This is a genomic window from Amycolatopsis keratiniphila subsp. keratiniphila (assembly GCF_001620365.2).
GTDB classification, from domain to species: domain Bacteria; phylum Actinomycetota; class Actinomycetes; order Mycobacteriales; family Pseudonocardiaceae; genus Amycolatopsis; species Amycolatopsis keratiniphila.
This window is the reverse complement of the sequence record NZ_LQMT02000022.1, coordinates 1-21795: the sequence shown is the minus strand read 5'-3', so window position 1 is coordinate 21795 and position 21795 is coordinate 1. Positions and strand designations below refer to the sequence as shown.

The window sequence follows — 21795 nt, the reverse complement described above, 5'->3', positions numbered from 1 at the left end:
CATGACCTACAGCGGTTGGGAGATCTACACCAAGCTCAACGCCAACCCCGACACCACCGGCACCCTCGACAAAGCACAGCAGGCCTCTCACACCTTGATGGACGTCCATCACAAGATGAGCATCACGCTGGAGAAAAGCCAAACGGCGCTGAGTACCTTCTGGAAGGGCAAGGCCGCCGACAGCGGAACAGCAGGCCTCGCCCCGCTCATCGCGACGTCCAAGATCGCCGGCGAGAACATGGACCGCGCCCGCCAGTCGATGTACGACCAGAACGCCTCCTTCCATTACACGCGCGGCAATGTCCGCCCGGTCGAGAAGGAGCGCGCGGGGGACAGCGGGCCCGAGGACATCCTGTCCATCGGCGCGAGTGACGACGAGATCGCCGCGGCGAAGTTCGACGCCGACACCAAGCACAACGTCGAGATCTACGAGCCGTATTACCAAAGCACCCAGCCGCGGCAGCAGTCGCTCGCGCCGGTCTATCCGGCCGCGCATGATCCGAACGTCTCGTCGGGGCCGATCACACCGGATCCGATCGATCCCGGCCAGACCAAGGTCAGCGGGTTTAGCGGCGGGCCCGGCGACTCCGGGCGGCACAGTGGTCCCAGCGGGTACACCGGCGGGCCGAGTTCGTACAGCGCGCCTCCGGGGGCCGAGGGGTATCAGGCGCCGAGGCCCCCGCAGGTTCCGCCGGCGCCGCGGGTGCCGCAGATGCCGCGGCCGCTGCCGTCGCCGCAGCCGAACGATGGGACCGACCTGTCCAGCACGAGCCACCGGATGCAAGCGAGGCCAGGCGACTTCCGGTCCCCCAACTTCGGACCCGGCAGCGGCGGACCCGGTGGCGGCAACGGATTCGGACCGGGATCGGGCGGCGGCTTCGGACCTGGTTTCGGGCCCGGCGGCGGGTTCGGGCCGGGTGGGTCGACGGGCGGGCCGGGGAGCATGGGGCCCGGTCGCGGCGTCGGCGCCGCCATGCCCGGTGAAGGCGCGATGCGCGGTACACCGGCGGGCGGCGGGCCCGCGGCGGCGGGGCGGCCCGGAGCGCCGGGTATGGGCGGCGGCGGGATGGGCGCCGGGGCCGGCAAGGGCAAGGGCGGCGAGGACGAGGAGCACCAGCGCAAGATCACGCTGCAGGAAGAGGACGGCGACTCACTCTTCGGCGGGTACGACGGTGACAAGCCGGTTCCGCCGGTGATCGGCGCGTGACGTGCTGCAGAAACCCGTCGAACTGACGCTCCAGACCTACGAAACCCTGCTGGACCAACACAATCTCGGCGACATCCATCCGACGCTCGTCCGCGGTGCGCAGTGGTATCTGCCCGAGGAACGGCGCGAGCTCGCCGCCACCGCACAGTCCGAATTGGACAGACAAGGACTGCTGAGGCGCGGCCGGATCGACGACGAATTCCTCGACACGTTGCGGTTCCTGCAGCGGCCGGCGGTGGAGTACTACTCGTGGGTGAAGTCCGAGGGGCGTGAACGGACGGTTCGCGCCGCGGGAAGTGGGCGGGAAGCGGTCAACGTCGTTTTGGTCGACAAGGTCGTCTATCTGACGCCGACGCGGCCGGACACGCTGGCGCAGGATTTCACCGGTCTGCTCCCCGAGGCGCCCGCCGCGCGCACGCCGTCCTTGAACTGCTCGGAAGCCGATCTCCAGGTCCTGATGAAGGGCGAGATGCTCACCGGCACCGGTCCGAGCATCCGCGACGCCAAGAAGATCCTCCAGTGGATCCGGTCGCCGCACACCTTCTTCGGACGGCTCTACGTCGCCATCCGTGACGGTGGCGGCAACCGGAAACGCGTCGAAAGGCCGCCGGGCTGGATGGACACCGAACACGGCCGCGTCGTGTTCGGCCCGGACGCCAAGGGCTGGGTGAGCCTCATGGGCGCCGGGCCGCACGAAATCGTCGCGAAGGTCGTCCAGCTGGAGTCGCAGCTTCGCGGACGTTAGCCCTGGTGGTTCGGGTTCAGGACCCGCGAGAGGAACGTCTTCGTGCGCTCCTCCTGCGGGTCCCCGATCACCTGGTCCGGCGCGCCCTGCTCGACGACGACGCCGCCGTCCATGAACAGCACGATGTCGGCCACTTCACGCGCGAACTGCATTTCGTGCGTGACGACGAGCATCGTCATGCCCTCTTGCGCGAGTTGCCGCATGACGGCGAGGACGTCGCCGACCAGTTCGGGGTCGAGCGCGGACGTCGGCTCGTCGAACAGCATGACGTCCGGGTTCATCGACAGCGCCCTCGCGATCGCGACGCGCTGCTGCTGACCGCCGGAAAGCTGCGTCGGCAGCGAAGACTCCTTCTCCGCCAGCCCGACCTTCGCGAGGTTTTCCCGCGCGACGCGCTCCGCCTCTTCCTTGCCGCGCTTCAGCACCTTGCGCTGAGCGACGGTGAGGTTGTCGAGCACGCTCAGGTGCGAGAAGAGGTTGAACGACTGGAAGACCATGCCGATCTTCGTGCGGGCGCCGTCGATGTCGACGTCCGGATCGGTGATCTCGCTGCCGTTGACCACGATCTTGCCCTGCTGCGGCTCTTCGAGGAGGTTGACGCAGCGCAGCAACGTCGACTTGCCGGATCCCGACGGGCCGATGATGCAGACGACCTGGCCGCGCTGAACCTCCAGATCGATGCCCTTGAGCACCTCGAGCTCGCCGAACGCCTTGTGCAGTCCCGAAACTTCGACGATCGTCTGGGTGCTCATACCGTTCCTCCGCCGGGCACTCCGGCTCCGTATTTCTTTTCTAGCCGCTGCTGCAGGATCGACAGCGGAATGGTGATGACGAGGTAGCACAGACCGGCGACGACGATCGGGGTCAGGCCCTTCGCCTCCAGCAGCGCCTGACGGCTGAACTGCGCGAGTTCCTGCTGCGCCGGGGTGGTGCCGAGCAGGAACGCCAGCGAAGAGTCCTTCGTCAGCATGATCAGCTCGTTGGCCAGCGGCGGCAGGATGATCCGGAACGCCTGCGGGATCACGACGGTGATCATCGTGCGGGCGGGTGACATACCGAGCGAACGCGCGGCCTCCACCTGCCCGCGCGGCACCGCCTGGATACCGGCCCGGATGGTTTCCGCCATGTAGGCGGACGACACGATGCCCAGCGCGAGCATGATCGCGATATTGCGCGGCAGGTTCGTGTTGAAGGCCGTCGGGACACCGATGCCGACCGCGAGGAAGATCAGCAGCGCGGGAAGCCCGCGGAAGAACTCGATGTACCCGCGCGCGAACCAGCGGTACGGGCCCACGGACGAAAGTCTCATGAGGGCGAGCAGAAGGCCCAGCCCGAGGCCGAGCGCGAAGCCCAGCGCGGTGAAGATGACGGTGTTCTTCAGCGCGACCGTGATGACGTCAGGGAACTGCTTGGCGGCGACTTCGAGATCGAAGAACGCCTTGCCGATCTTGCTCCAATCGGCCAGCAGTGCGAGCACGATGACGATCACCAGCAGCAGGACGTATTGCCCGGTCCGGAACGCCGAACGTCGCTGGCGGCGGCTCAAAGCCATTTCTCTCCTCAAACAGGTGACGACAAGCCTGTGGCCGGTGCGCTCGGCACCGGCCACAGGGCGGCTTCGACTAGTTCGACGCAGCTCCGGGCTGCCAGGTCGGCGCCTTGCCGAACCACTTCTGGTAGATCTGCGCGTAGGAGCCGTCCGTCGCGGCGGCCTTGAGCACCTCGTTGATCTTGCCGAGGAGGGCGGTGTTGCCCTTCTTCACGCCGATGCCGTAGAACTCGTTCGTCTTGAACTCGGTGACGACCGTCGTGTCCGGGTTCGTCTTCGCGAAGTCGTAGAGCACGCCGTTGTCGTTGACGCCCGCGTCGACCGTGCCGTTCTTGACGGCCTGCTCCAGCAGGGCGAGGTCGTCGAACGTGACGATCTCGGCGCCGGTCGCCTTCTCCTTGGCGTAGTCGGCGCCGGTGGTGGCCGACTGGACACCGATCTTCTTGCCCGCCACGTTGGAGAGGTCCTTGATCGGCGAACCGGTCTTGACCAGCAGGGCCTGGGTCGCCTCGAAGTACGGGTCGGAGAAGTCGAACTTCTCCTTGCGCTTGTCGGTGATCGTCATCCCGGCGGCGGCGAGATCGCACTGTCCGCTGTTCATCGCTTCGCCGGACTCGATGTTCTCGAAGGCGATGTCGACGATGCTCTGCTCGACACCCAGCTTCTTGCCGACCAGGTCGACCAGGTCGACGTCGAAGCCGACGATCTTGTCACCCTGTTTGACCTGGAAGGGCTGGTAGGGCAGGTGCGTGCAGGTGGTGACCTTGCCGGACGCGACGAGCTGGACGCCGCCGGCCGCGGTTCCGCCTTCCTCGCCGCACGCGGACAGCGCACCCGCGGCCAGGGCGAGCGCCGGGATCAGGGCGAGCGCTTTGAATCGAGCCACGTCGTCACTCCTTGTAGTTCCCATGTGTCGAGAGCATGCATAGTGCCACTCATCCGGCGGCAAGCACAGCACCGAGACGTTACAGCGCTGTTTCTAGCGAAGATCGTCCCGACGACGGGATGGAGCCGACCTCGGGTCCCGGTGGGTCCCGACAGGGGTTCGACCGGCCCGGCACGTGAAACACGGTGGGGCGCCGAAGCGCCCCACCGCCGCCCTATCTACTTGGGCCAGTATTGGAACCTGTAGCCGTTGTAGCAGATACCCGCACAACTGGGGTCGACAGGAAAGTACTCGAGCGGCCCGACGTTGTAATACCGGGCGAATTCGCTCCGCTCACGGATACAGCTATCGTAGTTGTGACCGCACCAACGACTCGTGACATCCGTTACGCCGACACTGGTCGACGGCGCCGCGGCACCGTCCTGAGCTGCCATCGCGACACCCGGAACGGCCAGCGCCGCCACTGCGGCACCGGCCACGATGAACGTCTTCACAAGATTCTTCACAATTCCCCTTGAAAATTGCATGTAAAATTCAGAGCCTGCTTATCCAGCAGGTAATATGCGAGTTATACGCATGGCGAAACGCCGAACAGAATCCAACCTTCCCCAGTCAGGTTTGAATACGTGCGGCGAGGCTAGCATCAGGCTGATCATTCCAACAAGCCAACCCGGGCATCTCGCGCCGAACGGGGTACATGGGTCACGATGACCCCCATGAACAACAACTCGGCGCCCCGGCTCCCACCTGCGGGCCGCCGCCCTCGGACGACGACGTCGGCCCGGCGCGCGGCGAAACCCGGGGCGCAGTTCGACGGCTATCTCTCGCCGTCCCGGCCGCACGCGGGCGCGTACGACGAGATGTTCACCGCCGACGGCACGGTCCGCCAGCCGTACCGCGCGCTGTACGAATCGATCTCCGCGCTGACGTCGGCGGACCTCTCGTCCCGGTCGGCGGCGATCGACCGGGCCATGGTGGACCAGGGCATCACGTTCTCGCTGTCCGGCCAGGAACGCCCGTTCCCGCTCGACCTGGTGCCGCGCGTGATCACCACCACCGAATGGAGCAAACTCGAACGCGGGGTGGCGCAACGGGTCCGCGCGCTCGAAGCCTTTCTCGCCGACGTGTACGGCGACCGCCAGATCCTGCGTGACGGCGTTCTTCCTCGACGGCTGATCACCTCGTGCGAGCACTTCCAGCGTGAGGCGTTCGGGATCAACCCGCCCAACGGCGTCCGCATCCATGTGTCCGGTGTGGACCTGGTGCGCGACGAGGAGGGCACCTTCCGGGTACTGGAGGACAATCTCCGCAACCCGTCCGGCGTGTCGTACGTGATGGAGAACCGCCGCACGATGGCGCGCGTGTTCCCGGACCTGTTCGCCCAGCACCGGGTGCGCCCGGTCGGCGATTACGCTTCGCATCTCTTGCGTGCGCTCCGGGCGGCGGCCGCGGCCAACGTCGCCGACCCGATGGTCGTCGTGCTCACCCCCGGCGTGCACAACTCCGCGTACTTCGAGCATTCGCTGCTGGCCCGGCTGATGGGGGTCGAGCTGGTCGAAGGCCGCGACATGTTCTGCCGGGACAACGTCGTGTACCTGCGTACCACCGAGGGTGAGCGGCAGGTCGACGTCATCTACCGGCGGATCGACGACGAGTTCCTCGATCCGGTGCACTACCGGCCGGATTCCGTGCTCGGCGTGGCCGGAATCCTCAACGCGGCGCGTGCGGGCAACGTGGTGATCGCGAACGCGGTGGGCAACGGCGTCGGCGACGACAAGCTCGTCTACACCTACGTGCCCGAGATGGTGAAGTACTACCTCAACGAGAAGCCGCTGCTGCCCAACGTGGACACCTTCCGGTGCTGGCTGCCGGACGAGTTCGACCACGTCATGCGGCATATGGACGAGCTGGTGATCAAACCGGTCGAAGGTTCGGGCGGGTACGGCATAGTGTTCGGCCCGGAGGCGACGCAGGCCGAGCTGACCGCGCTGAAGCGCAAGGTCCGCGCGAACAAACGCGGCTGGATCGCCCAGCCGGTGGTCCAGCTGTCCACCGTTCCATCCAAAGTGGACGAAAGACTGGCGCCGCGGCACGTCGATCTCCGGCCGTTCGCGGTCAACGACGGCAAGGAGATCTTCGTCCTGCCGGGCGGGCTGACGCGGGTCGCGCTTCCGGAGGGCAGCCTGGTCGTCAATTCGTCGCAGGGCGGCGGTTCCAAGGACACCTGGGTGCTGGCGCCGCGGTCCTCGACGGCGGAACGGGAACTGGACCGGCCCGCGCTCGGCGCACTGTCCCAAGTGGACGGTCTGGTCGCCGAACAGGGTCCGGAGCTGACCACCACCCAGCAACAGCAGCAGCAACAGGCATAAGGGAGGTTGATGTGCTCGCCCGCAACGCGGAATCGCTGTACTGGATCGGCCGGTACGTCGAACGCGCCGATGACACCTCCCGGATCCTCAACGTCTCCGTGCATCAGCTGCTCGAAGACGCGAGCGTCGACCCGGACCACGCGAGCCGCCAGCTGCTCGCCGTCCTCGGCATCTCGCCCGAGGGCATGGACACCCTCGACGTGTGGAAGCTGACCGAACTGGTCGCCTACGCCAAGGACAATCCGGCGTCGATCGTCGGCTCGATCAACTCCGCCCGCGAGAACACGCGCGGCGCCCGCGAGGTCGTCTCGACCGAGCTGTGGGAATGCCTGAACGCCACGTGGAACGCGGTGCCGGACCGGCAGCGGTACGCGCGCCGCGCCGGGCCGCACGCGTTCCTCTCCTTCGTGGAGGAGCGCGCGGCGATGTTCGCCGGACTCGCCGATTCGACGATGAGCCGCGACGACGGCTGGCTGTTCATGGTGCTCGGCCGCTCGGTCGAACGCGCCGACATGGTGGTGCGGCTGCTGCTCTCCCGAGTGCAGGACAGCGCGTCGTCACCCGGCTGGATCACCGTGCTCCGCTCGGCGGGCGCGCAGGACACGTACCTGCGGACCTATCGCGGCGCGCTCGACGCCGCCCGGGTCGTGCAGTTCCTGTTGCGGGACACGCTCTTCCCGCGTTCGGTGTTCCACGCGCTCCGGCAGGCCGAAGAATGCCTGGAGCGGCTCGACCCCGGCGTCAACTCCCGTGCCAACGAGAAGTCCGAAGCGCTGCGGCAGCTCGGCCGCGCGCGCAGCGAGCTGGAGTTCCTGCGGCCGTCGGATCTGCTGGAGGATCTGCCGAAACGGCTCGGCGCCCTGCAGACCTCGATCAAGGACATCGGCGACGCGGTTTCGGTGCAGTACTTCCATTCGTCGCCTTGGGTGGCCTGGAGCGGTGCGGAGGTTTCGCTGTGACCTGGCAGCTTCGGGTGGCCCACCGGACCGGGTACCGGTACGCGACGCCGGCCACTCAGTCGTACAACGAGGCGCGGCTGACCCCGCGCTCCGACCGCCGGCAGACCACGGTCGTGAACCGGGTCGAGACGACGCCGGCGACCCGTGCTTACCGGTACACGGATTACTGGGGCACCGTCGTGACCTCGTTCGACCTTCACGCGCCGCACACCGAGTTCACCGTGCTCGCGACGTCGGTGGTCGAGACCGCCGACGAAGGCGAGCCGGTCCGTTCGGCGACGTGGAAGGACCTGCGCAGTGACACCGTGGTCGACCACCGCACCGAGTACCTGACACCGACGCCGTACACGCCCCGCGATCCGGAGCTGACGAAGGTCGCGCGCGAACTGCGGAAGGGGCTCGACCCGGCGGAGGCCGTGCTCGCGGTGTGCGAATGGGTCAACCAGCAGCTCAAGTACCAGCCGGGGACGACCGGCGTGCACAGCACGGCGACCGACGCGTGGCGTGCGCGCGAAGGCGTCTGCCAGGACTTCGCGCATGTCACGCTGGTGATGCTGCGAGCGATCGGCGTCCCCGCGCGCTACGTCTCCGGGTATCTGCACACGAAACCGGAGGCGAAACTCGGCGAGACGGTCGAAGGCGAGAGCCACGCCTGGGTCGACGTCTGGACCGGCGGCTGGTGGGCCTACGACCCGACGAACGCGATCCCGGTCGGACCGCGGCACGTCTGGGTCGCGTACGGCCGGGACTACGCCGACGTGCCGCCGCTCAAGGGCATCTTCACCGGTGGCGGCCAGTCCACTTTGGACGTCTCAGTTCAGCTGACCCGGCTGACCTAGGCACGTCTCCGAAGCAGCAGCCAGAGCAGGTACGCGCCGCCGAGGGCCGCCGCCACGACACCCGCGGGCAGCAGCGAGGACTCCAGCAACCGCTGGCCGAGGTAGTCCGCCGCGACGACCAGCGTGGCCCCGACGAAGACCGAGGCGAGCAGGTTGGGCCCCGGCAGACGCGTCATCCGGCGCGCGAGCTGGGGCGCGGCGAGGGCGATGAACGGCAGCGGTCCGGTCGCGGCGGTGGCGGCGGCGACCAGCGCGACCGCGACCAGCACCAAGGTCAGCCGCACGCGGTGGACGTCGACGCCGATACCGGTGGCGGTGTCGTCGCCCATCTCCAGCATGCGCAGCGCGCGGCCGTTGGCGAACACGACCGGGGCGAGCACCACCACCGCGACGGCCAGCGGCACGAAGAAGCTCCAGTCGCGGCCGGAAAGGTCGCCGACCAGCCAGCCGACGGCCTGCGACGCGGCTTCGAGGTTCGCCTTCACCAGCAGGTACGAGTTCACCCCGACCAGTACCGCGCTGATCGCGATCCCGAGCAGCACCAGCCGCGAACTCAGCAGACCGTGCGGCGCGCACAACGCCATCACGACCAGCGCGGTCAGCAGCCCGCCGACCAGCGCGCCGACCGACACGAGTCCCGGGCCGGAGCCGAAGAGCAGCAGGGTCACGATGCCGCCGGTCGCCGAACCGGTGGTGAAGCCGATGATGTCCGGGCTGCCGAGCGGATTCCGGGTGATCGTCTGGAAGACCGCCCCGGCCAGCGCCAGCGCGGCCCCGGCGAGGATCGCGACCAGCACGCGCGGAAGCCGTCCCATGACGACCAGGTACTGCGCCTTCGTCCCTTGGCCGGACAGGGTGGCGAGTACTTCGCCGGGGCTCATCTCGTAGTCGCCGGTGCCGACGGAAAGCACGACGAGCGTCAGCGTCACCAGGGCCAGCGCGGCGACGACGAGCACCGATCGTCTGTCCAAACCGGACTCACGACGGACGGGCGCGGTCATCGGCGCACCGCCTTCAGTCGCCGGGCCACGATCACGAACGCGATCCCGCCGACGACGTCGGTCATCACGCCGACCTGGATCTCGCCCGGCGAGCCGAGCAGGCGGCCGAGGACGTCGCAGCCGAGCAGCAGCACCGGGCCGAGCAACGCCGAAATCAGCATCACCCAGCGCTCGTCCTGGCCGATCAGCGTCCGGACGACGTGCGGGATCATCAGGCCGACGAAGGCGATCGGCCCGCAGGCCGCGGTCGCCGACGCCGAAAGCAGGCCGACGGCGACCATCCCGGCCACGCGGACGAGCGCCGGATTCGCGCCGAGGCCGCGGGCCGTGTCCTCGCCCAGCGCCAACGCGTTCAGCGCCCGGGCCAGCACGATCGCGATCACCACGCCCGCGACGAAGAACGGCAGCAAGACCGACAGCTGATCCAGGTTCCGGTTCACCAGCGAACCGACCAGCCAGAACCGCATGGCCTGCAGGTTGTGCGTGTTGATCAGCTGCATACCCTGGTTGATCCCGACGAACACCGCCTGGATGGCGACACCGGCCAGCACCAGCCTCAGCGGGCTCGTCGCACCGCGTGTCCCGCCGATCACCGAGACCAGCGCGGTGCCCGCGAGTGCCCCGGCGAAGGCGAACCAGACGTACTCGCCGGGCGAAGTCACCGAGAGCAGCGTCGAGCCGAGCACGATCGCGACGGCGGCACCGTGGTTGATGCCGAGCAGGCCGGGTTCCGCGACCGGGTTGCGGGTGATCGCCTGCATGAGCGAGCCGGCCAGCGCGAGCGCCATCCCGACCAGGACGCCGAGCACCGTGCGGGGCAGGCGATCGTCGCGGACGACGACGTCGTTGTAGCTCCCGTCGTAGGCGAAGAGGGCGTGCAGCACTTCGCCGAGCGAGAGGCGATTCGAGCCGAAGCCGATCGACAGGAGGATGACCGCGACGAGCGCTGCCAGAGACCCGACGAGGACCAGCGTTCTCACGGAAACGCTGGTCCTCATGGTTGTGCCGCGCTCCGTGACCTGGACCATGGCGTCCACGATAAGGGAAGGCTAGCCTAACGACGAAATCCGGTACGACGGCGAAAGAAGATCTCCATGCACCTCTCCCGACGCGGCTTTCTCGCCGGCACCGCGGCGCTCGGCGCCACCGGCCTCCTGACCGCCTGCGGCTATCAGGAAGAGACGCCCACGCAGGGAGCGGGCGCGACCTGGACCTTCACCGACGACCGCGGCCGCAAGCTCGAAGGCGAACGGCCGACGCGGATCGTCGCGCAGGTGACCGCGGCGGCGGCGCTGTGGGATCTCGGCGTGAAGTCGGTCGGGATCTTCGGCCCGTCGAAGTTCGCCGACGGCAAGCCGGACCCGCAGGCGGGCGGCGTCGACCTGAACGCGGTGACCTCGCTCGGGAACGTGTGGAACGAGTTCAACTTCGACAAGTTCGTCTCGTTGAATCCGCAGCTGCTGGTCAGCGTGATGTACCTCAAGGACCAGATGTGGTACGTCCCGGACACGCAGACGGAGAAGATCGACAAGGCCGCGCCGAGCGTCGGCGTCCGGCTGCAGGACATCTCGATGCCCGAAGGGATCGCGAAGTTCATCGCGCTCGCGAAGGCGCTCGGCGCCGACACCGAGACTCCGGCGATCAAGGCCGCGAAGGAGGAGTACGAGAAGGCCGACGCCGCGCTCGCCGAAGCGGCGAAGAAGGCCGCCGGGCTGAAGATCCTCCTCGTGTCCGCGCAGAAGGACGCCGTCTACGTCTCGAACGCGCCGAAGTTCGCGACCTCGAAGCACTACCAGAGCAAGGGGCTGAACTTCGTCACGCCGGAGGCGCCGGACGAGAGCCAGGGCGGCTACTACCAGCAGATCAGCTGGGAGAACATCGGCAAGTACCCGGCCGACGTGATCATGTACGACAACCGCGGCGGTTCGCTGTCGCTCGGCCCGGACGGGCTCGGCGGCGTGCCGACCTGGGCCCAGCTGCCCGCGGTGAAGGCCGGGAAGCTGATCCCGTGGAACAACGAGACGCCGTTCTCGTATCAGCGTTTCACGCCGCAACTGACGGAACTGACCGCGGCGCTGAACAAGTTCGCCTAGGAGGCCGAGCGGTTTGGCGTGACCGAAGGGACGACACGCGTGATTGGACGGACGACACACGCGCGCCGGAGTCCCCGCCCCGTGTCGTCCGTTCAATCACGCGTGTCGTCCGTCTGATCACGCGTGTCGTCCATCCAGTCACGCGAAAGTACCGGTCCGGCCCGCGAGTCAGGCCAGGAACTCGCGTAGCGCCGCCGCGAGGTCGGCCGGGTTGTCCTCGGCGACGTGGTGCCCGGACTCGATGGCGAAGCCGCGGACATCGTCGGCCCATTCACGCCACACCGCGATCGGGTCGCCGTACAGCTCGGCCATGTCGTCGCGGCTGGACCACAGCATGAGGACGGGACAAGCGAGCTTCCGCCCGGCCTCCTTGTCGGCGTCGTCGGCTTCGCGGTCGGGCCCGAGGCCCGCGCGGTAGTCCTCGAGCATCGCGTGGACCGTCTCGGGATCGTGGATCGCGCGCAGGAAGTCGGCGTGGTTCTCGGCGCCCATGGCTTCGGGGTCACCGCCGTACCAGGCGTCCGGGTCGGCGTTGATCACCCGCTCGGCGGGTTTCGCGAGCTGGCCGAAGAAGAACCAGTGCCACCATTTCCGCGCGAAGTCCGCGTCGGCGCGCGCGAGCGCCTCACCGATCGGGACGCCGTCGAGGATGACCAGCTTGGTGACCGCTTCGGGATGGTCCATGGCCAGCCGGTGCGCCACGTAACTGCCGCGATCGTGGCCGGCGACGGCGAACCGCTCGTGGCCGAGATGCCGCATGAGCGCGACGATGTGCCTGGCCATGGCGCGTTTCGAATGCGCTGAGTGGTCTTCGGTGGTCTCGGGTTTCGAGGACTGGCCGTAGCCGGGGAGATCCGGGCAGACGACGGTGAACGCGTCCGCGAGCCGCGGCGCGACGTCGTACCAGGTGGTGTGGGTGCGGGGATGTCCGTGCAGGAGGACGAGGGGCGGCCCCGATCCGCCGTGGCGGACCCTGAGGGTCACTTCGCCGGTGTCGACGTTTTCGAGCTCGAAGCCTTCGAACATGATCCTCCCGAGCGCTATGAACGGCCCGTTCATTGCAGCGTGAGCCGGGAGATCAGCTCCGCGCGTGCGCGTCCAGGATGTGCGCGACCGCCTCGGTGACCCGCTGCGCGAAGTCGATGTTCAGCCACTCGTCCGGCACGTGGATGTTCGAATCCGGCCCGCAAGCACCGGTGACCACGAACTGCGCGTCCGGGTACTTCTCGCCGAGCAACCCCATGAACGGGATCGACCCGCCCATGCCGAAGCTCTTGTGCGGCTCACCGAAGACCTCGCCGCTGACGCGGTGGAGCACCTCGTCGAGCCACGGCGCGGTGTCCGGAGCGTTCCAGCCGTTCTCCGCCTGGAAGTCGCCGAGCTCCACCGAAGCGTCGTACGGCACGTCGGTGGTGAGCACGCGGCGGACCGCCTCCATCGCGGCCTGCGCATTGGCAGTCGGCGGCAGGCGGAAGCTCAGGGTGAGCGTGGTGCTGTCGCGCAGCACGTTGCCCGCGTCGGCCGGGAGCGGGAAGCCCTCCGCGCCGATCACCGACAGCGTCGGCCGCCACGAGTTGTTGAGCAGCAGCTCCAGATCGTCGTCGGACACCGTCCGGCCGACCACCGGGAAGAGCGTTTTCGCCGCGCCGGGCGCGATCTCGACGACACCGCGAGCGTCCTCGACGCGGTTCTCCGGGATGTCGACGCTCAGCTCGGCGAGCTTGATCTCGCCGGTTTCGGCGTTCTCGATCCGGTCGAGCAGGACACGCAGGACGCGGAACGAGCTCGCCACGATGCCGCTGGCCATTCCGGAGTGCTGCGCGGACTCGAGCACCTTCACGGTGACGTTGACGTGCAGCATGCCGCGCAGGCTGGTGGTCAGCCACAGGCGCTTGTAGTCGGTGCCGCCGGCGTCGAGGCAGACGACCAGCGAGACCGCGCCGAGCTTCTCCTTCAGATGCTCGACGTAGGCGGGCAGATCCGGGCTGCCGGATTCCTCACCGGTCTCCAGCAGCACGACCGCGCGGGAGTGCTCGCCACCGGCGGCGCGCACGGCCTCGATCGCCGTCGTCGCCGCGTAGCCGGAGTAGCCGTCGTCGACCGCGCCGCGGCCGTACAGCCTGCCGTCGCGGATCACCGGCGTCCACGGGGCGAGCCCCTCGGACCAGCCACCGACCGGGGGCTGCTTGTCGAGGTGCCCGTACATCAGCACGGTGCCCTTGTCGGCGGCTTCGGACGTCGCCGGGATGTCGACGACCAGCAGCGGGCTGCGGCCTTCGAGCTCCACGACCTCGAGCGTCGCGCCGGGGATCTCCCGCGCGGCGATCCAGGAGCGGACGTGCTCGACGGCGGCGGCGAGATGGCCGGTCTTCGCCCACTCGGCGTCGAACGCCGGCGACAGGGCGGGGATCGCCACCAGGCCGGACAGGCTGGGAAGGACGTCGTTCGTCCAGTTCGAAACCACGGTTTCGCGTACGGATTTCTGCTCCACGTCCGCCATCCTGCCACGGGTGCCGGAGAGTGGGATGGATCACAGCGGCGGGCACGGATCGTCATCGCCCGCGCCGGACAGGACACCCGTCCGGGTGCGTCGTCCGCTGGTCGGCCCGCGGGTGAATTCCCTACTTTCGGCGGCCCCACACTCGGGCTTCCTAGCATTTTCCCTGATCAGACACCCTTTCTCAGCAACAAATCAGCATCCGCCACTGACCAAAACGGCATCCGGCATGCCAGGATGTCCGCACGAACCGTCAACGCCGACGGTGACCCAGCGCTTCAGATCCGACGCGCTGGTCCCCGCCGGCGCAGTCACTGTGGCCGCCACAAGTGGCCGCCAGAGGCGCCGACATCAAGGAGAGCAGCGCATGCCGTCCGAACACTGGACGCACCCGGAGCCTGGAGATGGTCCCGCCGCCGTAGCGGCGCAGCCTTCCCCCGAACAGGTGATCGCCGGTTTGCGAGCAACGAGCGAAGGTGGCGCTGAGCTGACTCAGCTGCTCACCCCCGAAGGCGAACGGGTCGCCTCGCCGCAATTCGACCGCTACGTCGAGGACATCGACGCCGAGGCCCTCAAGGGTCTGTATCGCGACATGGTCCTGGTCCGCCGCGCGGACCGCGAGGCCAACGCGATGCAGCGCCAGGGCCAGCTCGGCATCTGGGTGCCGCTGCTCGGGCAGGAGGCCGCGCAGATCGGCTCCGGCCGCGCGCTGCGGAAGGGGGACATGGCGTTCCCCAGCTACCGCGAGCACGGTGTCGCCTACACCCGCGGCGTCGACCTCAAAGAGGTGCTCGGCATCTTCCGCTGCACCGACCACAGCGGCTGGGACTACAAGGCCCACGGCTTCCACCCGTACACCATCGTGATCGGCAACCAGGTGCTCAACGCCGCCGGTTACGCGATGGGCCAGAAGTTCGAAGGCAAGGTCGGCGACGACGACAGCGAAGCGACCATCTGTTACTTCGGTGACGGAGCGACTTCGCAGGGCGATGTGCACGAGGGCTTCGTCTGGGCCGCCGTCTACGACGCGCCGCTCGTGTTCTTCTGCCAGAACAACCAGTGGGCGATCTCGGAGCCCACCGAACGCCAGTCGCGCCTGCCGCTGTACCAGCGCGCCCGCGGCTACGGCTTCCCCGGCATCCGCGTGGACGGCAACGACGTCCTCGCCTGCCTCGCGGTCTCCCGCTGGGCGCTGGAGGAGTGCCGCCACGGCAACGGCCCGGTGCTGATCGAGGCGTTCACCTACCGGATGGACGCGCACACCACCACCGACGACCCCACCCGCTACCGGCTCTCCGACGAGCTGGAGGAGTGGAAGCTCAAGGACCCGATCGAGCGCGTCCGGGCGTACCTCGCCCGCGGTGGCGGCGCCGACCAGGCGTTCTTCGACCAGGTGCAGGCCGATTCGGACGCGTTCGCGGCCGAGCTGCGCGACTACTGCTTCAACATGCCGGAACCACCACCGGACCGGATCTTCTCCAACGTGTACGCGGAGTCCACGCCGCTGCTGGACAAGCAGCGCGAAGACTTCCTGTCCTACTTGGACGGTTTCGTCGGGGCGGGTGAGCACTGAAATGGCCGACCTCCAGAAACTCACCATCGGCAAGGCCCTCAACCTCGGCCTCCGTCGCGCCATGGAAGAGGACCCGAAGGTCCTGATCATGGGTGAAGACGTCGGCAAGCTCGGCGGCGTCTTCCGCATCACCGACGGTCTGCAGAAGGACTTCGGCGAGCAGCGCGTGCTGGACACGCCGCTCGCGGAATCGGGCATCATCGGCACCGCGGTCGGCCTCGCCGTCCGCGGTTTCCGCCCGGTGTGCGAAATCCAGTTCGAAGGCTTCATCTTCCCCGGCTTCGACCAGATCTCCAGCCAGGTCGCGAAGCTGCACTACCGGACACAGGGCAAGATCAAGATGCCCATCGTGATCCGGGTGCCCTTCGGCGGCGGCATCGGCGCGGTCGAGCACCACTCGGAGTCGCCGGAGTCGCTGTTCGCGCACATCCCCGGCCTCAAGGTCGTTTCGGTTTCGAACGCCGTCGACGCCTATTGGGGCATCCAGCAGGCGATCAAATCCGACGACCCGATCCTGTTCTTCGAGCCGAAGAAGCTGTACCACTCGGGCGCGATGAAGTCCGAGGTCGACACGGAAGCCACGCCGGACCAGCTGTTCAAGTCGCGTGTGGTCCGAGAAGGCACGACGGCCACGGTCGTCGCGTACGGCCCGTCGGTGAAGGTCGCGCTCGACGCGGCGGCCGCCGCCGAGGACGAGGGCAAGTCGCTGGAGGTCATCGACCTGCGGACGCTGTCCCCGCTCGACCTGGAGCCGGTGTTCGAGTCGGTGCGCAAGACCGGACGGCTCGTCGCGCTGAGCGAGGCGCCGTCGGAATCGTCGCTGACCTCGGAGATCGCCGCGCGCGTGCAGCAGGAATGCTTCTACTCGCTGGAAGCCCCCGTGCTGCGGGTGACCGGATTCGACACGCCGTACCCGCCGGCCAAGCTCGAGGAGCACTACCTCCCCGACCTGGACCGGGTGCTGCACACCGTCGACCGTTCGCTCGCCTGGTAAGGGGGAAATCGCTGAAATGCCCGAGTACAAACAATTCCCCCTGGCCGACACGGCGGAGGGGCTGACCGAGGCCGACATCATCGCCTGGCAGGTCAAGCCGGGTGACACCGTGACGGTGAACCAGATCGTCGTCGAGGTCGAGACCGCGAAGGCCGCCGTCGAACTGCCCATCCCGTGGGCCGGCGTGATCACCGAACTGCTCGTCGAGCCGGGCCAGACGGTGGAGGTCGGCGCGCCGATCCTCACCATCGACGTCGACCCCGGCGGCAAGGCGGCCCCGGCACCCACCGCCGCGCCCGCGGCGGAAGAGCCGGCGGAAGAGGAGATGAAGCCGCTGGTCGGCTACGGCTCCAAGGCCGTCGTCACGCAGCGTCGGGCGCGGAAGGGCGCGACTCCCGCCCCTGCTCCCGCGGCGCCTGCTGCGGCCGCGGTGTCTTCGAAGCCGAAGGGCGGGTACGTGCCGCTGGCGAAGCCGCCGGTGCGCAAGCTCGCCAAGGACCTCGGCGTCGATCTGCACGCGCTCACCGGCACCGCCGACGGCGGCGTCATCACCCGTGACGACGTGCAGGCGGCCGCCAACGGTTCGGCCGCTCCGACTGCTGTGTCCACTGTGGATAGTTGCTATGACCCCGCGACGCGGGAACGCCGTGTCCCGATCAAGGGCGTCCGCAAGGCCACCGCCGCCGCGATGGTGCAGAGCGCCTACACCGCCCCGCATGTCACGGAGTTCCTGACCATCGACGTCACGCCGATAATGGAGTTCCGGGAGAAGCTGAAGAAGTCGCGCGAGTTCGCCGGGGTCAAGGTCACCCCGCTGACCTTCGCGGCGAAGGCCGTCTGCCTGGCGGCCAAGCGCACTCCGGACGTCAACGCGGTGTGGGACGAGGCGGCGCAGGAGATCGTCTACAAGGACTACGTGCACCTCGGGATCGCCGCGGCCACCCCGCGCGGGCTCGTCGTGCCCAAGGTCCGTGACGCGGATTCGATGTCGCTGAAGGAACTCGCGATCGCGCTCACCGAGCTGACCGACGTCGCCCGCGAGGGCAAGACCACCCCGGCTGCCATGCTCGGCGGCACGATCACCATCACCAACGTCGGCGTCTTCGGCGTCGACACCGGCACGCCGATCATCAACCCCGGCGAGTCCGCGATCCTGTGCCTCGGCGCGATCAAGGACACCCCGTGGGTGGTCGACGGCGAGATCAAGGTGCGCAAGGTGCTCCAGCTTTCGCTGAGCTTCGACCACCGCGTGGTCGACGGGCAGCAGGGCTCGGAGTTCCTGGCCGACGTCGGCGCTTTGCTGGCCGACCCGGCTGTGGCGATCACCTACTGACGTTTCGCGCGTGAAGGCCCCCTTCCCTCGGCTCAGTCGAGGGAAGGGGGCCTTCACGCGCTTCAGCCATATTCAGTTGACGGAGTGAGCGCTCACTCCGCAAACTGGGTTCATGACAGAAACCACCACCCGGCGGAGAGCGCCGGGGATGAGTGCCGACGAGCGGCGCCGGATGATCGTCCAGTCCGTGCTGCCCTTGCTGGTGGAACACGGCACCGGTGTCACGTCGAGCCAGATCGCGCGCGCCGCGGGCATCGGCGAAGGCACCGTCTTCCGCGTGTTCAAGGACAAGGACGAACTGTTCGCCACCTGCTTCGCCGAAGCGCTGAAGCCCGACCAGGTCCTCGACGCGATCGCGGTCATCGACCTCGACCAGACCCTCGACGACAGGCTCATCGAGGCGGCCGACGCGCTCAGCGCGCACCTCCAGCGCATGGGCGCGCTCATGGCGGTCATGCACGGTTCCGGCAGGCGGCTGGAGCATCGCCATGACGACCGGAGGGACCGGCGCAAGGAGTCGATGAGCGCCATGCGCGACGCCATGGCCGAGCTGTTCGAGCCCGAGAAGGACCGGCTCCGCCTGCCGCCGTCGCAGTCCGCGGCGCTCTTCCTGTCGCTGCTGTTCAGCGGCCGGATCCGGTTCAGCGAGACCGGCGACGAGCCCACCACGATGGAGCTCGTCGACGTGTTCCTCAACGGCGCTTTGGCGGCCGCATGATCGGCCCGCCCGGTGGGGGAGGCGGCCTGGAACTGTTCATGGCGCGCGGCGGCAGGCGGCGGCGTCCGCCGTCGACGGTGCCCGACAGCGGGCTGACCGGCCCGGTCGACATTCCGGAGCCCGAACCCGAAGCCGTTCCGAAAGACCTCAAGTCCCGGCTCAACCGCATGTGGGTCAACGTCACGGGTACGGTCCGCGGCCTGCCGAAGGTCGCGAAGCTGACCTGGCAGGCGAGCCCGGTCCTCACCATCGTGATCACCCTCGTAACGCTTCTTTCCGGTCTCCTCCCGACGGCGACCGCGTACATCGCGAAGCTGCTGATCGATTCGGTGGTCGCGGCGATCCAGGGACACGGGACGAAGAGCGCGATCGTCGGTGTCGCGCTCTTCCAGTTCGGCATTCTCGTGCTCACCGCGGTTTCGCAGGCGCTGACCACCTATGGCCAGTCGTTGCTGCAGGAACGGATGACGCTGACCATCCGCCATCAGGTGATGGATCACGCGAGCGCGCTGCATCTCTCGTATTTCGAGGGTTCCGCGTCCTACGACATGTTGCGTCAGGCCTCGCAGGAGGCGCCGACCCGGCCGCTGTCGATGATGAACTCGGCGTTGGGCCTGATCCGGACGGTGATCACGTTCGGCAGCATGATCGCTCTGCTGGTCTCGGTCAGCCCGCTGCTGGCGCTCGTCGCGCTCTTGGCGCCGATCCCCGCGTTCATCTCGCAGTCGAAGTACGGCGCCCGCGCGTTCTGGCTGACGTTGATGATGTCGCCGCTGAAACGGCGGATGGACTACCTGAACTCCTTGGTCACCACGGACACCTACGCCAAGGAGACCAAGCTCTTCGGCCTCGGCCCGTACTTCGTCGACCGCTTCCAGCGGCTCGGGCAGGTCTTCTACGACCGTCAGCGGACACTGACCCGCAAGCGCAGCGTCAGCTCGACATCGTGGGGTCTGCTCAGCACGGCCGCCGGATCCGCGATCGCGTTGTACATCGCGCTGGAGGCCGTCGGCGGCAGGCTCACCCTCGGCGACCTCGCGCTGTACACGGCGGCCGCGGCGTCGGTACAGACGTCCGTCCAGGGTCTGTTCACCGCGTTTTCCGGGATGTACGAGAACAATCTCTATCTCGACACGCTGTATCGCTTCCTCGGGACGAAACCGGAGATCGTCGCGCCGTCGGAGCCGCGGCCGCTTCCGTCCACTGTGGAGGGACATATCCGGTTCGAAGAAGTGTCCTTCACCTATCCGGGAGCGGCCGATCCCGCCCTCGACGGCGTGAGCTTCGAGATCCGGCCGGGTGAGACGGTCGCCGTCGTCGGCCGCAACGGAGCGGGGAAGTCGACGCTGTTCAAACTGCTGTGCCGGCTGTACGACCCGACGGGCGGGCGGATCCTGCTCGACGACGTCGACATCCGCGAGTACGACCCGGTGGAATTGCGGCGGCAGATCAGTGCGATGTTCCAGGATTACGTGACCTACCAGGGCACCGCTGCCGAGAACATCGGGCTCGGCGACCTCACGCACCTCGTCGACCGGGAACGGATCGAGACGTCGGCGAAACGCGCCGGCGCCGACGAGCGGATCGAGCGCCTGCCCAGCGGTTACGACACCCCGCTCGGCCGTTGGTTCGACCAGGGTGTCAGCCTGTCCGGCGGCGAATGGCAGAAGATCGCGCTGGCCAGGGCGTTCCTGCGGGAGGCGCCGATCCTGATCCTCGACGAACCGACCTCCGCGCTGGACGCCCAGGCCGAGCACGACCTCTTCTCGCGGCTGCGGGAGCTTTCGGAGGGGCGCACGACGCTGTACATCTCGCACCGGTTCTCCACCGTGCGGCAGGCGGAGCGGATCCTGTTGCTGGAGCACGGAAAGGTCGCCGAATACGGGACACACGACGAGCTGATGGCGACGGAGGCGGGCTACGCCGAGCTGTTCACGTTGCAGGCCGCCGCGTACCTCGACGAGGCCTGACCGTGCGGCGGATCATGGTCGTCGGCTGCAGCGGCGCCGGGAAGTCGACGTTCGCGCGACGGCTCGGCGCCACGCTCGGCCTGCCCGTCACCCACCTCGACCGGCTTTACTGGCGGCCGGGGTGGACACCGGCGCCGGACGCCGAGTTCCACGCCGCGCAACAGGAGGTCATCGCGTCCGACGCCTGGGTGATCGACGGCAACTACGGGGCGTCGATGCATCTCCGCCTCCCGAGAGCGGACACGATCGTCTTCCTCGACTACCCGCGCCGCGTCTGCCTACGCCGAGTGCTCGTGCGGTGCCTGCGCGATCTCGGCCAGGACAAGCAGGCACCCGGCTGCCCCGAAAGGCTGGATCCGGAGTTCTATACCTACGTCTGGCGCTGGCCCAAGCACTACCGGGAGCGGACGGTGCGAAGGCTGGCGGAGCAAGGGGCCCACGCGCGGCGGATCGTGCTGACCAGGCCACGCGAGGCGGAGGAGTTCCTTCGCCGGATCGGCTGACCGGGGGTTGGGAGCAAAACGGGCAAGCCGTACGTTGTCCAGGTATGGCTGTCGCGTTCCTGCTCTATGTCGTCGCCGAGATCGCCGCCGTGTGGGCGGTGGGCTCGGCCGTTGGCGTGCTCGGCACGATCGCGCTGCTCTTCGCCGGTGCGTTCGTCGGCTCCTGGCTCGCGCGCCGTGAAGGCGGCCGCGCCTTCCGGGCGTTCGCCGAGTCCGCACGGCTCGGCCGCCCCGCCGACGCGGAGAAGGAACTCACCGACGGGATGCTGATCGGGCTCGGTGGCCTGCTGATCCTGCTGCCCGGTTTCGTCAGCGACGTCATCGGCCTGCTGTTCATCCTGCCGCCGACGCGGAGTGTCGCGCGCAAGGTGTGGCAGAAGCGGATGCAGCGCAGGGCGGTCAAGTTCGCGAACCGCGCCCGCGGGCCGGTGATGGTCGTGGACAGCGAGGTCGTCGTGGACACGCCGCCCGCGGAGGCCACCAAGAAGCAGCCGCCGGTGATCGAGGGCCGCATCGTCGAGGGCTAAGCGCCGCTCGACTTCGCCACTAGCTTCGCCAC

General features: G+C 68.2%; 21 protein-coding genes. 13 read left to right on the top strand and 8 right to left on the bottom strand.

Annotation, left to right across the window (positions count from 1 at the left end; all coding sequences use genetic code 11):
* Position 1 precedes the first annotated feature (1 nt).
* On the top strand, positions 2 to 1207 hold the full coding sequence (locus AVR91_RS22515) for a hypothetical protein (RefSeq protein WP_063275316.1): 1206 nt from the start codon (positions 2 to 4) through the stop codon (positions 1205 to 1207).
* Between the two features lies 1 nt (position 1208).
* On the top strand, positions 1209 to 1952 hold the full coding sequence (locus tag AVR91_RS22510; protein WP_016338196.1) for an ESX secretion-associated protein EspG: 744 nt from the start codon (positions 1209 to 1211) through the stop codon (positions 1950 to 1952).
* On the opposite strand, the gene AVR91_RS22505 is transcribed toward AVR91_RS22510, so the two are convergent.
* From AVR91_RS22505 to AVR91_RS42850, 4 genes are all read right to left on the bottom strand, one after another.
* A complete protein-coding gene (locus AVR91_RS22505; protein WP_016338197.1) occupies positions 1949 to 2704 on the bottom strand; it encodes an amino acid ABC transporter ATP-binding protein in 756 nt (251 codons plus the stop codon). The genes AVR91_RS22510 and AVR91_RS22505 overlap by 4 nt on opposite strands.
* Positions 2701 to 3504, bottom strand: a complete 804-nt coding sequence (locus tag AVR91_RS22500) for an amino acid ABC transporter permease (RefSeq protein ID WP_063275315.1) — start codon at positions 3502 to 3504, stop codon at positions 2701 to 2703. The genes AVR91_RS22505 and AVR91_RS22500 overlap by 4 nt, the downstream gene beginning before the upstream one ends.
* A 70-nt stretch (positions 3505 to 3574) precedes the next feature.
* Positions 3575 to 4387, bottom strand: a complete 813-nt coding sequence (locus AVR91_RS22495; RefSeq protein WP_063275314.1) for a basic amino acid ABC transporter substrate-binding protein — start codon at positions 4385 to 4387, stop codon at positions 3575 to 3577.
* Between the two features lie 218 nt (positions 4388 to 4605).
* Entirely contained in the window at positions 4606 to 4893 is a 288-nt protein-coding gene (locus AVR91_RS42850; protein WP_143254066.1) for a hypothetical protein, read from the bottom strand.
* 201 nt (positions 4894 to 5094) lie between these two features.
* Between AVR91_RS42850 and AVR91_RS22490 the strand changes: the two genes are divergently transcribed.
* The 3 genes from AVR91_RS22490 to AVR91_RS22480 are packed head-to-tail and all read left to right on the top strand — an operon-like array spanning position 5095 to position 8554.
* Positions 5095 to 6756: a circularly permuted type 2 ATP-grasp protein gene (locus AVR91_RS22490; protein WP_063275313.1), complete on the top strand. Its 1662-nt coding sequence runs from the start codon at positions 5095 to 5097 to the stop codon at positions 6754 to 6756.
* A gap of 11 nt (positions 6757 to 6767) precedes the next feature.
* Positions 6768 to 7715, top strand: coding sequence for an alpha-E domain-containing protein (locus AVR91_RS22485; protein ID WP_016338202.1), 948 nt, complete (start codon positions 6768 to 6770; stop codon positions 7713 to 7715).
* Complete coding sequence (locus tag AVR91_RS22480) at positions 7712 to 8554, top strand: transglutaminase family protein (RefSeq protein ID WP_037334373.1); 843 nt, start codon at positions 7712 to 7714, stop codon at positions 8552 to 8554. Before AVR91_RS22485 ends, AVR91_RS22480 begins: the two co-directional genes overlap by 4 nt.
* On the opposite strand, the gene AVR91_RS22475 is transcribed toward AVR91_RS22480, so the two are convergent.
* The gene (locus AVR91_RS22475) at positions 8551 to 9555 is read right to left on the bottom strand and encodes a FecCD family ABC transporter permease (RefSeq protein WP_063275312.1); all 1005 of its coding nucleotides are present in this window, start codon (positions 9553 to 9555) and stop codon (positions 8551 to 8553) included. The two genes, AVR91_RS22480 and AVR91_RS22475, sit on opposite strands and share 4 nt — an antisense overlap.
* Complete coding sequence (locus tag AVR91_RS22470) at positions 9552 to 10535, bottom strand: FecCD family ABC transporter permease (RefSeq protein ID WP_063275397.1); 984 nt, start codon at positions 10533 to 10535, stop codon at positions 9552 to 9554. Before AVR91_RS22470 ends, AVR91_RS22475 begins: the two co-directional genes overlap by 4 nt.
* Before the next feature lie 114 nt (positions 10536 to 10649).
* On the opposite strand from AVR91_RS22470, the gene AVR91_RS22465 reads away from it, so the two are divergent.
* Positions 10650 to 11648 carry an ABC transporter substrate-binding protein gene (locus AVR91_RS22465; protein WP_063275311.1) on the top strand — a complete coding sequence of 333 codons (999 nt, stop codon included), beginning with the start codon at positions 10650 to 10652 and terminating at the stop codon, positions 11646 to 11648.
* A gap of 168 nt (positions 11649 to 11816) precedes the next feature.
* Here AVR91_RS22465 and AVR91_RS22460 read toward each other — a convergent pair whose 3' ends face one another.
* Both AVR91_RS22460 and AVR91_RS22455 read right to left on the bottom strand, forming a co-directional pair.
* Positions 11817 to 12674: an alpha/beta fold hydrolase gene (locus AVR91_RS22460; RefSeq protein ID WP_063275310.1), complete on the bottom strand. Its 858-nt coding sequence runs from the start codon at positions 12672 to 12674 to the stop codon at positions 11817 to 11819.
* A 52-nt stretch (positions 12675 to 12726) separates the two neighbouring features.
* The gene (locus AVR91_RS22455; protein ID WP_083737699.1) at positions 12727 to 14139 is read right to left on the bottom strand and encodes a M20/M25/M40 family metallo-hydrolase; all 1413 of its coding nucleotides are present in this window, start codon (positions 14137 to 14139) and stop codon (positions 12727 to 12729) included.
* 373 nt (positions 14140 to 14512) lie between these two features.
* Here AVR91_RS22455 and pdhA point away from each other — a divergent pair, with 373 nt between their 5' ends.
* The 7 genes from pdhA to AVR91_RS22420 all read left to right on the top strand — a co-directional run bounded on the left by pdhA (position 14513) and on the right by AVR91_RS22420 (position 21763).
* Positions 14513 to 15718 carry a pyruvate dehydrogenase (acetyl-transferring) E1 component subunit alpha gene (pdhA, locus tag AVR91_RS22450; protein WP_063275308.1) on the top strand — a complete coding sequence of 402 codons (1206 nt, stop codon included), beginning with the start codon at positions 14513 to 14515 and terminating at the stop codon, positions 15716 to 15718.
* A 1-nt stretch (position 15719) separates the two neighbouring features.
* Positions 15720 to 16712 carry an alpha-ketoacid dehydrogenase subunit beta gene (locus tag AVR91_RS22445; protein WP_063275307.1) on the top strand — a complete coding sequence of 331 codons (993 nt, stop codon included), beginning with the start codon at positions 15720 to 15722 and terminating at the stop codon, positions 16710 to 16712.
* 16 nt (positions 16713 to 16728) lie between these two features.
* Positions 16729 to 18045 carry a dihydrolipoamide acetyltransferase family protein gene (locus AVR91_RS22440; RefSeq protein WP_063275306.1) on the top strand — a complete coding sequence of 439 codons (1317 nt, stop codon included), beginning with the start codon at positions 16729 to 16731 and terminating at the stop codon, positions 18043 to 18045.
* A gap of 148 nt (positions 18046 to 18193) precedes the next feature.
* On the top strand, positions 18194 to 18763 hold the full coding sequence (locus tag AVR91_RS22435; RefSeq protein WP_063274058.1) for a TetR/AcrR family transcriptional regulator: 570 nt from the start codon (positions 18194 to 18196) through the stop codon (positions 18761 to 18763).
* A 26-nt stretch (positions 18764 to 18789) separates the two neighbouring features.
* On the top strand, positions 18790 to 20733 hold the full coding sequence (locus AVR91_RS22430) for an ABC transporter ATP-binding protein (protein ID WP_143254076.1): 1944 nt from the start codon (positions 18790 to 18792) through the stop codon (positions 20731 to 20733).
* A 2-nt stretch (positions 20734 to 20735) separates the two neighbouring features.
* Positions 20736 to 21236, top strand: coding sequence for a P-loop NTPase family protein (locus tag AVR91_RS22425; RefSeq protein ID WP_063274059.1), 501 nt, complete (start codon positions 20736 to 20738; stop codon positions 21234 to 21236).
* A 44-nt stretch (positions 21237 to 21280) separates the two neighbouring features.
* Positions 21281 to 21763, top strand: a complete 483-nt coding sequence (locus AVR91_RS22420) for an FxsA family protein (protein ID WP_063274060.1) — start codon at positions 21281 to 21283, stop codon at positions 21761 to 21763.
* Positions 21764 to 21795: the final 32 nt, after the last annotated feature.